The 14486-nt window shown below is 65.3% G+C and carries 18 protein-coding genes and 1 tRNA gene; 11 read left to right on the top strand and 8 right to left on the bottom strand.

Features of this window, described 5'->3' with window-relative positions; translation table 11 throughout:
• Positions 1 to 3: 3 nt before the first annotated feature.
• Positions 4 to 327, bottom strand: coding sequence for a metalloregulator ArsR/SmtB family transcription factor (locus QX010_RS06060; RefSeq protein WP_315715794.1), 324 nt, complete (start codon positions 325 to 327; stop codon positions 4 to 6).
• A 196-nt stretch (positions 328 to 523) separates the two neighbouring features.
• Between QX010_RS06060 and QX010_RS06055 the strand changes: the two genes are divergently transcribed.
• Positions 524 to 1303: a class I SAM-dependent methyltransferase gene (locus QX010_RS06055; RefSeq protein ID WP_316178247.1), complete on the top strand. Its 780-nt coding sequence runs from the start codon at positions 524 to 526 to the stop codon at positions 1301 to 1303.
• A gap of 307 nt (positions 1304 to 1610) precedes the next feature.
• Here QX010_RS06055 and QX010_RS06050 read toward each other — a convergent pair whose 3' ends face one another.
• From QX010_RS06050 to cydP, 5 genes are read right to left on the bottom strand one after another with little or no spacing between them, the layout of a single operon-like run.
• Positions 1611 to 1889, bottom strand: coding sequence for a cyd operon YbgE family protein (locus QX010_RS06050; protein WP_316178244.1), 279 nt, complete (start codon positions 1887 to 1889; stop codon positions 1611 to 1613).
• Between the two features lie 2 nt (positions 1890 to 1891).
• Positions 1892 to 2008, bottom strand: a complete 117-nt coding sequence (cydX, locus tag QX010_RS06045) for a cytochrome bd-I oxidase subunit CydX (protein ID WP_315802223.1) — start codon at positions 2006 to 2008, stop codon at positions 1892 to 1894.
• A 51-nt stretch (positions 2009 to 2059) separates the two neighbouring features.
• On the bottom strand, positions 2060 to 3202 hold the full coding sequence (cydB, locus tag QX010_RS06040) for a cytochrome d ubiquinol oxidase subunit II (RefSeq protein WP_316178242.1): 1143 nt from the start codon (positions 3200 to 3202) through the stop codon (positions 2060 to 2062).
• A gap of 11 nt (positions 3203 to 3213) precedes the next feature.
• A complete protein-coding gene (locus QX010_RS06035) occupies positions 3214 to 4770 on the bottom strand; it encodes a cytochrome ubiquinol oxidase subunit I (protein WP_316178240.1) in 1557 nt (518 codons plus the stop codon).
• On the bottom strand, positions 4767 to 4955 hold the full coding sequence (gene cydP / locus QX010_RS06030; protein ID WP_315802220.1) for a cytochrome oxidase putative small subunit CydP: 189 nt from the start codon (positions 4953 to 4955) through the stop codon (positions 4767 to 4769). The genes QX010_RS06035 and cydP overlap by 4 nt, the downstream gene beginning before the upstream one ends.
• Before the next feature lie 173 nt (positions 4956 to 5128).
• Between cydP and QX010_RS06025 the strand changes: the two genes are divergently transcribed.
• Both QX010_RS06025 and QX010_RS06020 read left to right on the top strand, forming a co-directional pair.
• Positions 5129 to 6511 (top strand): sigma-54 interaction domain-containing protein, encoded by a 1383-nt coding sequence (locus QX010_RS06025; protein WP_316178238.1) that lies wholly within the window; start codon positions 5129 to 5131, stop codon positions 6509 to 6511.
• Positions 6512 to 6656: 145 nt separating this feature from the next.
• Positions 6657 to 7199 (top strand): hypothetical protein, encoded by a 543-nt coding sequence (locus QX010_RS06020; protein WP_315802218.1) that lies wholly within the window; start codon positions 6657 to 6659, stop codon positions 7197 to 7199.
• 21 nt (positions 7200 to 7220) lie between these two features.
• Here QX010_RS06020 and QX010_RS06015 read toward each other — a convergent pair.
• Positions 7221 to 7297 (bottom strand) — tRNA-Pro (locus tag QX010_RS06015).
• A 229-nt stretch (positions 7298 to 7526) separates the two neighbouring features.
• Between QX010_RS06015 and QX010_RS06010 the strand changes: the two genes are divergently transcribed.
• From QX010_RS06010 to QX010_RS05995, 4 genes are read left to right on the top strand one after another with little or no spacing between them, the layout of a single operon-like run.
• Positions 7527 to 8525 carry an L-threonylcarbamoyladenylate synthase gene (locus QX010_RS06010; RefSeq protein ID WP_315802186.1) on the top strand — a complete coding sequence of 333 codons (999 nt, stop codon included), beginning with the start codon at positions 7527 to 7529 and terminating at the stop codon, positions 8523 to 8525.
• 18 nt (positions 8526 to 8543) lie between these two features.
• Positions 8544 to 9971, top strand: a complete 1428-nt coding sequence (locus QX010_RS06005) for an FAD-binding oxidoreductase (protein WP_316178235.1) — start codon at positions 8544 to 8546, stop codon at positions 9969 to 9971.
• Positions 9972 to 9986: 15 nt separating this feature from the next.
• Positions 9987 to 10442, top strand: coding sequence for a GNAT family acetyltransferase (locus QX010_RS06000; protein ID WP_316178233.1), 456 nt, complete (start codon positions 9987 to 9989; stop codon positions 10440 to 10442).
• A gap of 9 nt (positions 10443 to 10451) precedes the next feature.
• Complete coding sequence (locus QX010_RS05995; RefSeq protein ID WP_316178231.1) at positions 10452 to 11033, top strand: NUDIX domain-containing protein; 582 nt, start codon at positions 10452 to 10454, stop codon at positions 11031 to 11033.
• Between the two features lie 80 nt (positions 11034 to 11113).
• On the opposite strand, the gene QX010_RS05990 is transcribed toward QX010_RS05995, so the two are convergent.
• A complete protein-coding gene (locus QX010_RS05990; RefSeq protein ID WP_316178229.1) occupies positions 11114 to 11881 on the bottom strand; it encodes an SOS response-associated peptidase in 768 nt (255 codons plus the stop codon).
• 62 nt (positions 11882 to 11943) lie between these two features.
• Between QX010_RS05990 and QX010_RS05985 the strand changes: the two genes are divergently transcribed.
• The 4 genes from QX010_RS05985 to QX010_RS05970 all read left to right on the top strand — a co-directional run bounded on the left by QX010_RS05985 (position 11944) and on the right by QX010_RS05970 (position 13829).
• Positions 11944 to 12498, top strand: a complete 555-nt coding sequence (locus tag QX010_RS05985; RefSeq protein ID WP_409997911.1) for a hypothetical protein — start codon at positions 11944 to 11946, stop codon at positions 12496 to 12498.
• 65 nt (positions 12499 to 12563) lie between these two features.
• Positions 12564 to 12983 carry an NUDIX hydrolase gene (locus QX010_RS05980; RefSeq protein WP_315802180.1) on the top strand — a complete coding sequence of 140 codons (420 nt, stop codon included), beginning with the start codon at positions 12564 to 12566 and terminating at the stop codon, positions 12981 to 12983.
• A gap of 31 nt (positions 12984 to 13014) precedes the next feature.
• Positions 13015 to 13413 (top strand): TIGR02301 family protein, encoded by a 399-nt coding sequence (locus QX010_RS05975; RefSeq protein WP_315802179.1) that lies wholly within the window; start codon positions 13015 to 13017, stop codon positions 13411 to 13413.
• Positions 13414 to 13562: 149 nt separating this feature from the next.
• A complete protein-coding gene (locus tag QX010_RS05970; RefSeq protein ID WP_315717207.1) occupies positions 13563 to 13829 on the top strand; it encodes a hypothetical protein in 267 nt (88 codons plus the stop codon).
• The last annotated feature ends 657 nt before the right edge of the window (positions 13830 to 14486 follow it).

Genomic DNA, 14486 nt, shown 5'->3' with positions numbered 1-14486 from the left:
CACCTAGCAGAAGGCGCGATAAAGGGCGGACATGACCTCGATCACTTCCGGCCGCGAGACCGAATAATACACGTTCCTGCCATCCCGGCGCACCTTGACGAGATCGTCCGCGCGCAGCCGGGCAAGTTGCTGCGACACCGTCGGCTGGCGGAGCTGCAGCGAATCCTCAATGCTGCTGACGGACTTCTCTCCGTCGAGCAGCAGACACAGAATGGCAAGCCGCGCTTCATGCGACAGCGCCTTGAGGAATTCGCTTGCCTTGTGAGCCTTCTCGAGCAACGCGTCAGGCTCGAGCGAAGACCTGCTGCGTGCACGCTTGGTTGCCATGTTCGTCCGCATATTCCCCAATCGCCCGATTTGGTCGGTTACATCCAGGCGGCCACTGCGTCGTGTCGATGGCCGCCCCGTGTTGCTATCACTTTGGCGAGGCGATAACAAACAGGCGGTCGCGCCTGTCCCGGCGCGGTTCGTGCGAGACGGTATCGAGACGCCGGAGCGAGCGTGTCCTGCTCACGCGCCCGCCATGTCTGACGAGCTGATGGAGAACTACAATCCGGCTTTCAGTTCGCCTAGCTTGCGATCAAGGGTTCGCAAGCTGATACCGAGGGAGTTCGCAAGCTCCCTGCGTCTGCCAACAAACACGCTTGTCATCTTCAAAGTGGGATTGCCGATGGTAACGAACGTACCGCCAGACGCCGACGCCGGCCGCTGGAACCGACGGTTCGAAAGCGATGATTTCGTTTTCGGAACCGACCCCAATCAATGGCTGCGCCGCCATGCCGGCGCGTTCCCGCACCGCGGTCGTATTCTCTGCGTCGCCGACGGAGAAGGCCGCAACAGCGTCTGGCTCGCCCGGCGGGGATTCCAGGTCGACGCCTTCGACATCTCGGAAGTGGGTCTGGCGAAAGCGAGCAAGCTTGCCGCATCAGCCGGAGTGAGCGTGAATTACCAGCTTGCCGATTGCGATGGCTTCGCGTGGCCAAGTGCGGCGTATGACGGCATCGCGGCGATTTTCGTGCAGTTCGCCGCCCCGGATTTGAGGAAGCGGCTGTTCGCGCGCATGATCGCAAGCCTGAAGCCGGGCGGGACTCTGATCCTGCAGGGCTATACGCCCAGGCAGTTGGAATACAAGACGGGCGGCCCTTCCGCCGTCTCGCACCTCTATACGGAAGCCATGCTCCGAGAGGCGTTCCATGAGCTGGAGATCATCGAACTGCGCGAATACGAGACCGAGCTCAGCGAAGGCAGCGGCCATCATGGCCGCTCTGCGCTGATCGGAATGGTCGCGCACCGGCCTTCCTGATCGCGCTCTCCTGGTCCACGGAATCGATCGCACGCATGCGTCTCATCTTTGACTCCAGTCAAGGATGAGACGCACTCCCTTTTCTAGGCAAGGCTAGTCGCAATGGACATCCAAATGACGAAATCCATCATGCCTGGCCGTAGAGGACGAGAATGCCAAGATGCTGAGCTGATCCTCGGAGAGCAAAATGGCCTATTCCATAGTCGAAGTCAGTCTCGTGACAGACTGAGATTTGCCCGGCTATCGGCTTCGCTGCGACGCTGGAGCCGATGGTTTTTGCGAAAGCGTGCACTCAGCCTTTGCGTGATCACGTGAGGACTTTCAGTCCCGTCAAGGCCAGCAGAGTCAGCAGACATACGGATCCGGAGAACAGCCATCGCGGCAAGATCGCGTGCGGCACGAAGCCGACGCCGCGGACGAAGCCTGCGCTCATGGCCCAGAATGCCAGACCGGCCGACAGGTGGTCGGCGCGCCCTGCGGCGTTCGCCAGGAACGGCGGATAGAGCGTGCTCGCCAGCATGATCACCAGCGCGGCCACGAGGCACGGCAGATGGATGCGCGCCTGAGACGTGGCTACTGGCGCCATGTTCATTCCCCCGTCCGGTTGCTGGCCTTGCGCGCCTCCTCGGTCTCGCCCCACATCGCGTTCATGATAGCAAGCAAGACAGCGAAGCCGACGCCGAGAGTCCAGGCGAAATACCACATGACTAAGCTCTTCGAGTTGGCCGCTCCGGCGGCGTGGGGATCGGACCGCCGTCAGTATGCGGAATGTTCGTTGGCGTGGATCTGGGCTTCCGTGACCTTGCCGTGCATGACGCGATAGGCCCAGCCGGTGTAGACGATGATCAAGGGCATGAAGACCATCGTGGCCCAGAACATCAGCCCCAATGTGAGGTGGCTGGAGACGCTGTCCCACACCGTGAGGCTGGCATCCGGAACCGCGGAGGACGGCATGACGAAGGGAAACATGCTGGCCCCGGCCGTGCCGATGACGCCCGCAATGGCAAGTGATGACGACACGAAGGCTGCGAGGGTGCGATCTGCGGCGGCGAGTGCGCCCGCCAGCAGCGCGCCCGCGATACCGAGCAGCGGCAGCGCCCACAGCACGGGCCATCGGTCATAGTTGCCCCACCACGCGTCGGCGCTGCGGACCACGGTCTTGGCGAGCGGATCTGGAAGCGCGGCCGGATCGAGCACCGAGGTGATGGCGTAGCCCTGGAAGCCGCCGAAGCGCAGCCAGAGCCCGGCACCGATGAAGGCGATCACCATGATCGACGCGGCTCCGAGCGCACCACGGACGGCGCGGGCCTGGATGGCGCCTTCGGTGCGATGCGCCAGGTAGACGCCACCGTGCAGCGTGATCATGGCGCTCGAGACCACGCCCGCAAGCAGCGCGAACGGATTGAGGAGCTGCCAGAAACTGCCGCTATAGGTCGAGACCAGGTAGCGATCGAAGTGAAACGGAACGCCCTGGAGCAGATTGCCGAACGCGACGCCGAAGATCAAAGGCGGTACCGCCCCGCCGATGAACAGGCCCCAGTCCCAGGTCCGCCGCCAGGTGACGTTGTGGATCTTGCTACGGTAGTCGAATCCAACGGGGCGAAAGAACAAGGCCCAGAGCACGGCGAGCATCGCCCAGTAGAATCCGCTGAACGCCGTTGCATACACCACGGGCCACGCGGCGAAGATCGCGCCGCCGGCGGTGATGAACCAGACCTGGTTTCCGTCCCAATGCGGGCCGACCGTATTGATGACGACGCGGCGCTCAGTGTCGGTGCGGCCGACGAATGGCAGCAAAGTGCCGACGCCCATGTCATGACCATCCATGATGGCGAAGCCGATCAGCAGCACCCCGACGAGCAGCCACCAGAGGACCTTCAATGTGGGATAATCGAGCATGACGGCGTCCTTCAGACGGGCTTGGGTTCGAATTGATAGCGGCCGGTGCCGAGGCTGCCCGGGCCGATCCGGGCGAACTTCACCATCAGATACATCTCGACCACCAGCAGCAGCGTGTAGAAGCCAACGAAGCCGGCGAGCGAGCCGTAGAGACTGGCGACGCTCAGCGTCGACACCGACAGATGGGTCGGCAGCACGCCGTAGATGGTCCAAGGCTGGCGGCCATATTCCGCGACGAACCAGCCGAGCTCGCTCGCGATCCAGGGCGCAGGCAGCAGCATCACGGCGGCACGCATGATCCATGGCCGCGCCGCACATTGCAGCCGCAGCGTGCTGAGAAAGGCCATCGCAAACAGGACAAGCATCGCAAAGCCGAGCCCGACCATCACGCGGAAGCTCCAGAACATCGGCGACACCGGCGGCACGGTATCGTCGACCGCACGATCGATCATCGCTGGCGTCGCCTCGGCCACGTCGGCGGTGTATCGCTTCAACAACAGGCCAAAGCCGAGATCGCCCTTGGTCTGCTCGAGCGTGGCCAGTGCAGCCTGGTCATGACGGTCCTTGCGCAGCGCTTCCAGCGCCTGGACCGCCGTGATGCCATCGACGATCCGCCGCCGGTTGTGTTCCTTGATCTCATGGATGCCGGGGATCGTCTTGCTGACGGAGCGTGTGCCGATCAGGCCCATCACCCAGGGAATCTCGATCTCCCAATCGTTCCGGCCCGCCTTCTCGTTGATGCCAGCCAGGAGCTTCAGCCCGGCCGGCGCCGGCTCGGTCTCCCACATCGCCTCCAGCGCGGCCATCTTGGTCTGCTGCGCCTCACCGACCGTGTAGCCGGACTCATCGCCCAGCACGATGACGCTCGCGACGCTGGCCAGCCCGAACGCGGCGGCGACCCGGAAGCTGCGCTTGGCAAATTCGATGTCGCGGCCCTTCAGGAGGTACCAGCTCGAGATCGACAGCACGAACATCGCGCCGGTGACGTAGCCCGCCGAGACGGTATGGACGAACTTGGCCTGCGCGTCGGGATTGAAGACGACGGCCCAGAAATCGACCATCTCCATGCGCATGGTCTGCCAGCTGAACGCGGCCCCCACGGGATTCTGCATCCAGCCATTGGCAATGAGAATCCACAGCGCGCTGAGATTGGTGCCGATCGCCATCAGCGAGGTCACCATCAGATGCTGGGTCTTTGGCAGGCGATCCCAGCCGAAGAAGAACAGGCCGATGAAGGTGCTTTCGAGGAAGAAGGCCATCAGGCCCTCGATCGCCAGCGGCGCTCCGAAGATATCGCCGACATAGTGCGAATAGTAGGCCCAGTTGGTGCCGAACTGGAATTCGAGCGTGATGCCGGTGGTGACGCCGAGCGCGAAGTTGATCCCGAACAGCTTGCCCCAGAAACGGGTCATGTCTTTCCAGACCACGGCGCCGGTCATCACGTACACGGCTTCCATGATCACGAGCAGCCACACCATGCCGAGCGTGAGCGGCACGAACAGGAAGTGATACATGGCGGTCGCGGCAAACTGCAGCCGCGATAGATCGACGAGTTGGTCGGGAATCATGGGAGAGCTCCTGGCAAGCCCAGCGGCTGCCGCGCGGAATTGACGCCGGCAAGATGAGCAGCAGTGGTCGGCGCATCGACGTCGATGCGGGCGTCGCGAACAAACGCCCACCACAGCGCCAGGAGCAGCACGAGTTTGGCGACGATCGCGACGCCCAGATGTCGGAAGAGGCGCCTGTCATTCATGGCCATTGCTTAACAAGACCCGTGCCAGCGGGCGGCGTGATGAATTATTGTGTTATTTCAATCTGTTGCCGAAACGGCCGTCATCGCGTCCCGTGCCATGATGCCAATTCTGGCATTATTTGGCAGTCCATGGCACAGTGCAGCGAAGGAACGACACGGAGCGGCGGAGCAGGATGACGTCGAAAGCGCGAGTGCCGGGCCGGCTGCCAGAGGCCACGCGCCGGAAGCCCGAACTTGCATCCTATCTCGAAGCCCTTCCGGAGCCGCATATTCTCGTCGACGAGCAGTACCGGATCATCGCTTCAAACGCGGCCTATCGCGCCCACTTCAGCCCCAACGAATCGGTCGTCGGCCGCACCTGTTATGAAGTGTCTCACCATTTCACCGTGCCTTGCGATCAGGCCGGAGAAAGCTGTCCGCGTGCGCGCCTGCAGAAAACCGGTCAGCGCGAGCGCGTGCTGCATCTGCATCACACGCCGATTGGCGAAGCCTACGTGAACATCGAGTTGACGCCCGTCCGCGACACGTTGGGACACGACGCCTGGTTTGTCGAGAAGATGGAGCCACTTCGGATTGCCAAGGGAGAGCCGGCGGCGCGAGGGTTGATCGGGCGTTCTGCGCCGTTTCGGCAGATGCTCGAACTGGTCGCGAGGGTTGGTCCATCGAACGCGAGCGTTTTGCTGCTTGGCGAGTCCGGCGTCGGCAAGGAGCTCGTCGCTGCGGCCGTTCACGAAGCGAGCACGCGCGCCTCGCACCCGCTGGTCGTCGTCGATTGCGCCAGCATGCCGGAGACCTTGTTCGAGAGCGAATTGTTCGGTCACGAAAAGGGCGCCTATACCGGCGCGCATACGGCAAAGAGCGGGCTGGTCGAAGCCGCCAGCGGCGGCACTCTGTTTCTCGACGAGGTCGGCGACATCCCCCTTGCGATGCAGGTGAAGCTGCTCCGGCTGCTCGAAAGCGGCACCTATCGCCGGGTCGGCAGCACGGAGCTGCGTCGCGCCGACGTGCGACTGGTCTCGGCAACGCATCGGGACCTCGAGCGCATGGTGGCAGACGGGCGCTTTCGCAACGATCTCTACTACCGATTGTCGACCTTTCCGATCCTTCTGCCGGCATTGCGCGACCGCCCCGGCGATCTACCGCTTCTCGCCGCAGCGCTGCTTGCCCGCGTGGCACCGGAGCGAAAGCTCACCTTGTCCCCCCCGGCACTCGAACGGCTCGAGGGCTACGCTTTTCCGGGCAATGTTCGCGAGTTGCGCAACGTGTTGGAGCGCGCGGCCCTGCTCTGCGATGACGATGTCATCTCAGCCGCAACGATCGAGCGTGCTCTGGCGTTGCGAGCGCCGGGCATCACGGGTCGCGACAATGCGCAGCGAACGGCAGCAAGGCTGCTGCATGCCGAGGATGAGAGCTCGCTGTCATTGAAGGAACGGGAAGCGCGAGCGCTTCGGACCGCCCTGTCGACGCATCGCGGCAATCGGGAAGCGCTTGCAAAATCCCTCGGCATCAGCCTGCGCACGCTTTACCGGAAGCTGAAGGAATTGGACGCTGGATAGGCGCTGTCGTCTACCAAGGAACTACGTCAAGTCCTCGCACACGAAAGAACAGGTCGTTGATGGGTGCGAGCACGCCGGCCGGCGGCCCGCTTCATCCTGATTGGGCTCTAAGCCCCCGGCGCGAGGAGACGATCCGCCGGACGCAATGGGTGCCGACGACGACGCATCCATGGATGGACCTCCATGCGATGGCCGCAGAACAAAGAAGGGCGGACCGCCGGCCAAGATCGCCAATCGGCTGCGGCCGCATCTGGTGCGCTGGCGTAAGATCGACGGATGCCGATCTGCAGAGCCGCGCGCAGCGGCCTTTTCGATACCGGCAAGGAGATCCGCTTCGATCAACCGCATGCACGATCGCCAGCCGCTCGCCGGCAAGATCCGCTCGGCATGGGGCATTCTGGAAGACGCAGGGCTTGGCGATGACGTCGTGCGTCACTCCCTGCGCCACACGGCCGCGACGTCGCTGACGCAGCAAGGCACCGACCATTGGCAAGCGGCCGGTTGGCTCGGCACGACCGTCGAGCAGTTAGAGCAAACCTACGGCCCCCACCATCAGGATTTCCAGGGCGAGGCGGCTGAGGCGTTTGGAGGAAGGCGGCAAATGCTCACGAACAGCCGATATGCCGGATGGTGCAGGGCGGCGCCGCGTGATTTCATTGTACGTTTCGTTGCGCTTCTCGGGAGATAAAAAGCTGAGCGCCTCAAAAAATGGTCGGAGCGGCAGGATTCGAACCTGCGACCCCTGCGTCCCGAACGCAGTGCTCTACCGGGCTGAGCCACGCTCCGACTTGGGAAGCCGGCTTATAGCGTCGGGTTTCCGTCTTCGCAAGGACACAAGGCAGGAAATCGCATCGAAATCGTCGATCGTCGGCGGAGGGGTTAACTGCTTGAGGCCGTGAGGCTTTGTCGGGCGGCCATGGCGCGGGCGCAATGCGACAGGCGAATTGTGCGCTTCATTCGAACGTCCCCGCCCGCTATAGCCGAGCGCGTAAGCCACCACCGTCTTGTACCATCGATGCCCACCGCACACACACCAGCGATCGAGACCAGGATCCTGCCCGCCGACGCGGCTGGAATCACACAGGCCGCGGCGACGTTCGCGCGCGGCGGACTGGTCGCGTTCCCGACCGAGACGGTCTATGGCCTCGGCGCCGACGCGGCCAACGCCGCAGCCATCGCCCGCCTCTACCAGGCCAAGGGCCGGCCTGCCTTCAATCCGTTGATCGTCCATGTCGCCGACATCGCGGCGGCACGGCGCATCGGCCGCTTCAATGCCACCGCCGAGCGTCTGGCCACCGCGTTCTGGCCGGGACCGCTGACCCTCGTGCTGCCGCAGAGCGACGGCTGCGCCGTGGCCGACCTCGCCACCGCCGGCCTCGATACGGTGGCAATCCGTGTGCCGGCGCATCCGATCGCGCAGGCGTTGCTCGCGGCGTTCGGCGGCGCCGTCGTGGCGCCCTCCGCCAACATCTCCGGCCACGTGTCGCCGACCACGGCGGCGCATGTCGCGGCCGATCTCACCGGGCGAATCGACCTCATCCTGGACGGTGGGCCGGTCGCGGTCGGCGTCGAATCGACCATCGTCGGCTGCTTCGATGCGCCGACGCTGCTGCGCCCGGGCGGAGTTCCAAGCGAGGCGATCGAGGCCGTGCTCGGCCGTGCGCTGGCGCGGCCCGCCGCAGACACCGAGACGTCCGAGCAACCACTGGCACCGGGCATGCTGGCCTCGCACTATGCTCCGCACGCTCACGTGCGCCTCGACGCCAGCGATGTCGCGCCTGGCGAGGCCCTGCTCGCCTTCGGCCCCGTCACCTTGCCCGGCGCCAGCGAAGCTGCCGCGATCCTCAACCTCTCCCCCGCCGGCGATCCGGCAGAGGCGGCGACGCATCTTTTCGGCTATCTTCGCAGCCTCGATGCCAAGGGCGCGCGCAGCATCGCCGTGATGCCGATCCCGAATGACGGCCTGGGCGAGGCCATCAACGACCGGCTGCGCCGCGCCGCCGCGCCGAGATAACATTGGAAGCGACCAACGATGAACATCAGCCAGCCTGCCGTGCCGCCGCTGCCACCCGACCTGATCGCGCAGTTCGCCGCCATCGTCGGCGAGCGCCAGGCACTGACGGCGGAGACCGACGTCGCGCCTTACGTCACCGAGGAGCGCAACCTGTTCCACGGCCGCTCGCCGCTGGTGCTGCGCCCCGGCTCGACCGCCGAGGTCACCGCGATCTGCAAGCTCGCCAGCCAGCATCGCATCGCGCTGGTGCCGCAGGGCGGCAACACCGGCCTCGTCGGCGGCCAGACGCCGCACAATGGCGAGGTGGTGGTGTCGCTCAGGCGCATGGACAAGATCCGTGACGTCGACACCGCCTCCAACACGATGATCGCCGAGGCCGGCGTCGTGCTGCAGGTGGCGCAGCAGAAGGCAGCCGAGGTCGACCGGCTGTTTCCGCTGTCGCTGGGCGCCGAGGGCAGCTGCACCATCGGCGGCAATCTCTCGACCAACGCCGGCGGCACCGCCGCGCTCGCCTATGGCGTCGCGCGCGAGATGGCGCTCGGGGTCGAGGTCGTGCTGGCCGACGGGCGGGTGCTGAATGCGCTGTCCAAGCTCAAGAAAGACAACACCGGCTACGACCTGCGCAATCTGTTCATCGGCGCCGAAGGCACGCTCGGCATCATCACTGCGGCGAGCCTGAAGCTGTTCCCGAAGCCGCGCGCGATCGAGACCGCGTTCGTCGGGCTCAAATCGCCGGAGGACGCGCTGAAGCTGCTGGCGATCGCCCAACGCGAGGCTGCGGGCAGCCTCACCAGCTTCGAGCTGATCGCCGCGATCGCGCTCGATTTCTCGATCCGCCACGCCGCCGGCAACCGCGCGCCGCTCGCGGGCGCCCATCCCTGGTTCGTACTGATGGAGCTGTCGTCGTCGCGCGACGATGCCCGCGCCACGCTCGAGACCATCCTGGAGCAAGGCCTCGAAGACGGCATCGTCGACGACGCCGCGATCGCCGACAGCCTCGCCCAGCGCATGGCGTTCTGGAAGCTGCGCGAGGACATCTCCGCGGCGCAGAAGCCGGAGGGCGGCTCGATCAAGCACGACATCTCGGTGCCGGTCGCGGCAGTCCCGGCCTTCATTGCGGAGGCCAACGCCGCCGTCGTGAAGCTGATGCCCGGCGCGCGTCCGGTGCCGTTCGGCCATCTCGGCGACGGCAACATCCACTACAATGTCAGCCAGCCGATCGGCGCCGACACCGCCGACTATCTCGCGCGCTGGCACGAGGTCAATGCGGTCGTGTTCGAGATCGTGCTGCGCATGGGCGGATCGATCTCGGCCGAGCACGGCATCGGCGTGCTCAAGCGCGACGAGCTGCCCGACGTCAAGGACCCGACCGCGATTGCGCTGATGCGCGCGATCAAGGCGCAGTTCGATCCGCTGGGGATCATGAATCCCGGCAAGGTGCTCTAGGCTTTCGACGCTCCCATGGACAGTCTCCCCGCTCTCGCGATCTCCGACATCACCGATGCCGACGTGCCCGCGATCATCGCGCTGTGGCAGCGTTGCGGCCTGACGCGGCCGTGGAACGATCCGGCCGCCGACATCGCGCTCGCCCGCCGCGGTGACAGTTCCACGATCCTGGTCGGCCGCGTGGGCGACGCAATCGCGGCGTCGGCGATGGTCGGCCATGACGGCCACCGCGGCTGGGTCTACTACGTCAGCGTCGATCCCGATCATCGCGGCCGCGACCTTGGCCGCGCCATCATGGCTGCCGCCGAGGATTGGCTGCGCAGCCGAGGTGTGCCCAAGCTGATGCTGATGGTGCGCGGCGACAACACCAAGGTGCAGGCGTTCTACCAGGCACTCGACTATGCCGTGCAGGACAGCGTGGTGTTCTCGAAATGGCTCGACGGCCGCCCGCCGACGCCGGGAATGAAGTAGAGGCCCAGCATGAGCATCTCCGACCGCATCCGCGTCCACGAGACGCGCGTGCTCTCCGACCATTACGGCACGCTGACCTCGACCAGGTTCGAGTGGCGGCGCGACGACGGCACCTGGCAGATGCAGAGCCGCGACGTGTTCGACCGCGGCAACGCGGCGGCGATCCTGCCCTACAATCTCGCGCAGCGCAGCGTCATCCTGGTCAAGCAGTTCCGCTATCCCGCCTTCGTCAACGGCCATGACGATCTCCTGATCGAGGCCGCGGCCGGCCTGCTCGACGACGCCTCGCCGGAGGAGCGCATCCGGCTCGAGGCCGAGGAGGAGACCGGTTTCCGCCTGCACGACGTCAGGTTCGTGTTCGAGGCGTTCATGAGCCCCGGCGTCGTGACCGAGAAGATCCACTTCTTTGTCGCCGCCTACGAACCGGAGATGCGCGTCAGCGCCGGCGGCGGCCTCGCGCATGAGGGCGAGGAGATCGAGGTGCCGGAACTGTCGATCGACGCGGCGCTCACGATGATCGCCGACGGCCGCATACAGGATGCCAAGACCATCATGCTGCTGCAGCACGCGGCGTTGCGGATCTTTGGCTGAGCGCGGCCAACGCTCGGTCGCCGGTCTTGAGGCGACGGCATACGCGGCGATGACGACCTTCTCTGTCGATACATCCCGCCTCAGAACAAACTCCCCTGCCCGTCATCGGCCACAGTTGAAACCTTGCGGGATGCAACCTTCTTCGCCGGCTTGCGCTGCGCGTCCTCGGCGGCGCGCATCTCCGCGGTCATCGGCAGCAGCAGTTGCTCGTCGTCGTTGGCCACCGTGTTGACGCGCGTCGACACCTCGTACCACGTGAACTCGCCCTCGCGAGGCGCGATCAGCAGCCTCATGGCCTCATCGGGATCGTCGGAACGGCAGTCGAGCCACAGCGAAAAATCATCCGGCCTGATCGTCACGGGAACACGATGATGCAGCGTGGCGAGATCGCGGCTCGCAGCCGCGGTGACGATCGCCACCGTATCGACCTCCTCGCCATTCGGACCCATCCAGGTCTCGGCGAGAGCCGCGAAGCCGAGCGGCGCGCGGTCGCTGCGATGGATGAAGAACGGCCGCTTGCGACCGTCGATCATCTGCCACTCGTAATACCCATCAGCGGGCACAAGGACGCGGCGCCGCCGAATCGCGTTCTTGAACGCGGGCTTCTCGCGTACGGACTCCGAACGCGCGTTGATCAGCAGCGTGAAACTACGGGGATCCTTGACCCAGGCCGGAATGAATCCCCAGCGCATGAGCCGGAAATGCCTGATGTCCTGATCCAGAAGAACTACGGGAATCGGCTGCGTCGGAGCGATATTGTGCCGCGGCGGAAAGTTCGGCTGTTCCTGGTAGCCGAAAATCTGCCTGAGAGCCGCGGGTGGTGAAGTGATCACGAAGCGTCCACACATAATCTCACTCAAATCGTCGTGTGTTCAGCACCTTTTAACTTGGGTTGCCAACACTGCAGCGGATGACCGCAGCGGCGACCCATTCCGTGCCTACCGATCGCACGACCCAACGACCGGCGGGCAGCGCCATTGACCCGGCGCGGGCCGCGATGCTGCGCGCTGCCAACATCAATCCGCGCACCGGGCTCGCCACCGACTATCTGAATCATTTCAACGAAGCCGTGATGCTGCTCGAAATGATTCCCGATATTCCGGAATGCGCCGAGGATTTTCTGGCGTGGTCGCCGCTGACCTATCCAGAACATTTCACGCACACCAATTTCAAGGCCCGCGATCTCGTCATCGAGGCCTATGAGCAGGCCGACCCGGCGATTCGCGACAAGTTCGATCATCTCACGAAGACCATGACCGACATCCTGCTCGCGGTCGGCAGCGCGATGCGCGATGCCAAGCAGGACGCGACCAAGGCCAAGCTCGCCGAGCAGGCAGCCAACTGGGTCAAGCCGCTGGTGGCCCAGGCCGGCGGCATCATCAATGGCGACATCGAATTCGATTCGGAGCCCGTGGCCGAAGTCGATGAGGTCGACGCCGTCGACGCCATCATGGCGAGCTTCTGAGTTGCACGGGCTGCCGGCGCGGTCGTCTTCGCGCTACGGTGCAGACCCCGCCTGGAGCCATTGGCATGACCGACCCGACGCCGCCCCGCCGTCCCCAGCTCGCCGTCAGCGCCGCGATCTTCCGCGACGGCAGGCTCCTGCTGGTACGCCGGGCGCGTTCCCCGGCCAAGGGCGTCTATACGCTGCCCGGCGGCCGGGTGGAGTTCGGCGAGACCCTGCACGAGGCCCTCGCGCGCGAGGTCATGGAGGAAACGGCGCTCTCGATCACAATCGTCGGGCTGGCCGGCTGGCGCGAGGTGCTGCCGGCCCAGGGCGGCGGCGGCCACTACGTGATCCTTCCCTTTGCGGCGCGCTGGCGGGCCGGAGAGCCCCGGCTCGACCCGGAACTGGACGATTTTCAGTGGCGCCGCCCCGATGCGCTGGAGGGCCTGACGCTGACCGACGGGCTGCCGGAGATCATCGCCGCCGCACGGACCCTGGTGTAGGCGCCTTGCGTCCGCGACGGGGCAAAGGCATATGACGTCGGTGTTCCCCATGATCCCCAAGCGCCTCCTGGCCATCCTCATGCTCGTTGCCGCCTGCGCCGTCGTGCCGGCGCGCGCGCAGGATGCGGCCGCGCCGTTCGATGGCGATCTGCAACGGCTGGCCGAGATCCTCGGAACCCTGCATTACCTCCGCGGCATCTGCGGCAGCAATGAAGGCGCCAAATGGCGCAACCAGATGCAGGCCCTGATCGATGCCGAGACCCCGTCGGGCGAGCGCCGCGCCCGCATGATCGCCGGCTTCAACCGCGGCTATAACGGCTTCCAGCAGACCTACCGGACCTGCACGCCGGCCGCGATGGTGGCAATCCGCCGCTACATCGACGAGGGGTCCAAGATCTCGCGCGACCTCACGGCGCGCTACGCCAACTGACGGCCGGGGATATCCCCGATTGCGTTAACCTTGTTAACCTTTCCTAAAGAACTGGCCTAGGCGTCCGCCGCCTGCGTGGTAAACCACACGGGTCCGGCGCGCCCGCGTTCGGAATCAACATGCCTCGCGGCCCCGCCAGACTGAATTCAATGAGCTTTCCCGTCACCTTCAGCGCCCTCCCCGCCGTCCTGCCCGACCACGAGCAGAAGCAGGCCGCGCTCAGCTACCTCAACGAAGCCTGGGCGGAAGCGCGCCATGACGGCGTCGACGGCGACTGCCTGGCGCAGGCCAGCCTGTTCGCGGCGCTCGCCGAGCTCGTGACGACCTATGGCGAGGACGCGGTTGCGACCTTCGTCGAGGGCCTGCCGGAGCGCGTCCGCAACGGCGAGTTCTCGCTGTCGCGCGCGACGCAGTAGGTTCGCCTTCCTCGCGTTACCGACTCCAAACGACGAACCGTAGGGTGGGCAAAGGCGCGCCACGTTGCCCGCGGATCATGCCGAACTGTTGCGCGCCGTGCCCACCATCGCGTTCCGAGTGGGCCTCACGACGGTGGGCACGCCACCGTCCTGCGGGCGGTCGCTTTGCCCACCCTACCGCTCGAACGCGCAGTCGTATTGTGATTGCGACTGCATCGGCGTTTCGCTCACGTCAGCATTCATCTGCATATGTCAAACAGCGTTGGGACATGCCTCATCGTCCTCGCGGCGCGATGCGTCCGAGCAATGACCGGCGTTCGTCCCTCATTCAATCGAGGGCGCAGGGAAGGCTGGGCGTCGGCTGACGCCCATGGCCCCCGTGCGAACAAGAATGCACGGGGCAGGAACCACAGGTGCAGCCGGATGAGCCCAGCCTTCCCTGCGCGATGGTTTTAACGCTTACTCCGCGCTCTCCCTGGGGACCGGCTGTCTTGCCCCCATCACCTGCGCCGACGCTCTCGCGTCGAACAGCAGGCTTGACCTCAGCATCGGGAGGCCAGGACCACACGGCTTCGTCGTCCGCATCGATGTTGTTCGTCCGCGCTAGCCAAAGCCGCGCTGCAACCCGACACGTCCACCGCCTCCCCGCCTCGCGTC

Source organism: Bradyrhizobium sp. SZCCHNRI1009 (assembly GCF_032487575.1).
Lineage (GTDB): Bacteria > Pseudomonadota > Alphaproteobacteria > Rhizobiales > Xanthobacteraceae > Bradyrhizobium.
Note: the sequence above shows the minus strand (reverse complement) of the source record. Positions and strands in the feature narration are given on the sequence as shown.

Excerpts from the sequence above, each read along its gene's own strand:
- QX010_RS06060 (WP_315715794.1), bottom strand. The coding sequence starts at position 327 with ATGGCAACCAAGCGTGCACGCAGCAGGTCTTCGCTCGAGCCTGACGCG.
- QX010_RS06055 (WP_316178247.1), top strand. The coding sequence starts at position 524 with ATGTCTGACGAGCTGATGGAGAACTACAATCCGGCTTTCAGTTCGCCT.
- QX010_RS06050 (WP_316178244.1), bottom strand. The coding sequence starts at position 1,889 with ATGGCGCCAGTAGCCACGTCTCAGGCGCGCATCCATCTGCCGTGCCTC.
- cydX (WP_315802223.1), bottom strand. The coding sequence starts at position 2,008 with ATGTGGTATTTCGCCTGGACTCTCGGCGTCGGCTTCGCTGTCTTGCTT.
- cydB (WP_316178242.1), bottom strand. The coding sequence starts at position 3,202 with ATGCTCGATTATCCCACATTGAAGGTCCTCTGGTGGCTGCTCGTCGGG.
- QX010_RS06035 (WP_316178240.1), bottom strand. The coding sequence starts at position 4,770 with ATGATTCCCGACCAACTCGTCGATCTATCGCGGCTGCAGTTTGCCGCG.
- cydP (WP_315802220.1), bottom strand. The coding sequence starts at position 4,955 with ATGAATGACAGGCGCCTCTTCCGACATCTGGGCGTCGCGATCGTCGCC.
- QX010_RS06025 (WP_316178238.1), top strand. The coding sequence starts at position 5,129 with ATGACGTCGAAAGCGCGAGTGCCGGGCCGGCTGCCAGAGGCCACGCGC.
- QX010_RS06020 (WP_315802218.1), top strand. The coding sequence starts at position 6,657 with ATGGGTGCCGACGACGACGCATCCATGGATGGACCTCCATGCGATGGC.
- QX010_RS06010 (WP_315802186.1), top strand. The coding sequence starts at position 7,527 with ATGCCCACCGCACACACACCAGCGATCGAGACCAGGATCCTGCCCGCC.
- QX010_RS06005 (WP_316178235.1), top strand. The coding sequence starts at position 8,544 with ATGAACATCAGCCAGCCTGCCGTGCCGCCGCTGCCACCCGACCTGATC.
- QX010_RS06000 (WP_316178233.1), top strand. The coding sequence starts at position 9,987 with ATGGACAGTCTCCCCGCTCTCGCGATCTCCGACATCACCGATGCCGAC.
- QX010_RS05995 (WP_316178231.1), top strand. The coding sequence starts at position 10,452 with ATGAGCATCTCCGACCGCATCCGCGTCCACGAGACGCGCGTGCTCTCC.
- QX010_RS05990 (WP_316178229.1), bottom strand. The coding sequence starts at position 11,881 with ATGTGTGGACGCTTCGTGATCACTTCACCACCCGCGGCTCTCAGGCAG.
- QX010_RS05985 (WP_409997911.1), top strand. The coding sequence starts at position 11,944 with ATGACCGCAGCGGCGACCCATTCCGTGCCTACCGATCGCACGACCCAA.
- QX010_RS05980 (WP_315802180.1), top strand. The coding sequence starts at position 12,564 with ATGACCGACCCGACGCCGCCCCGCCGTCCCCAGCTCGCCGTCAGCGCC.
- QX010_RS05975 (WP_315802179.1), top strand. The coding sequence starts at position 13,015 with ATGACGTCGGTGTTCCCCATGATCCCCAAGCGCCTCCTGGCCATCCTC.
- QX010_RS05970 (WP_315717207.1), top strand. The coding sequence starts at position 13,563 with ATGAGCTTTCCCGTCACCTTCAGCGCCCTCCCCGCCGTCCTGCCCGAC.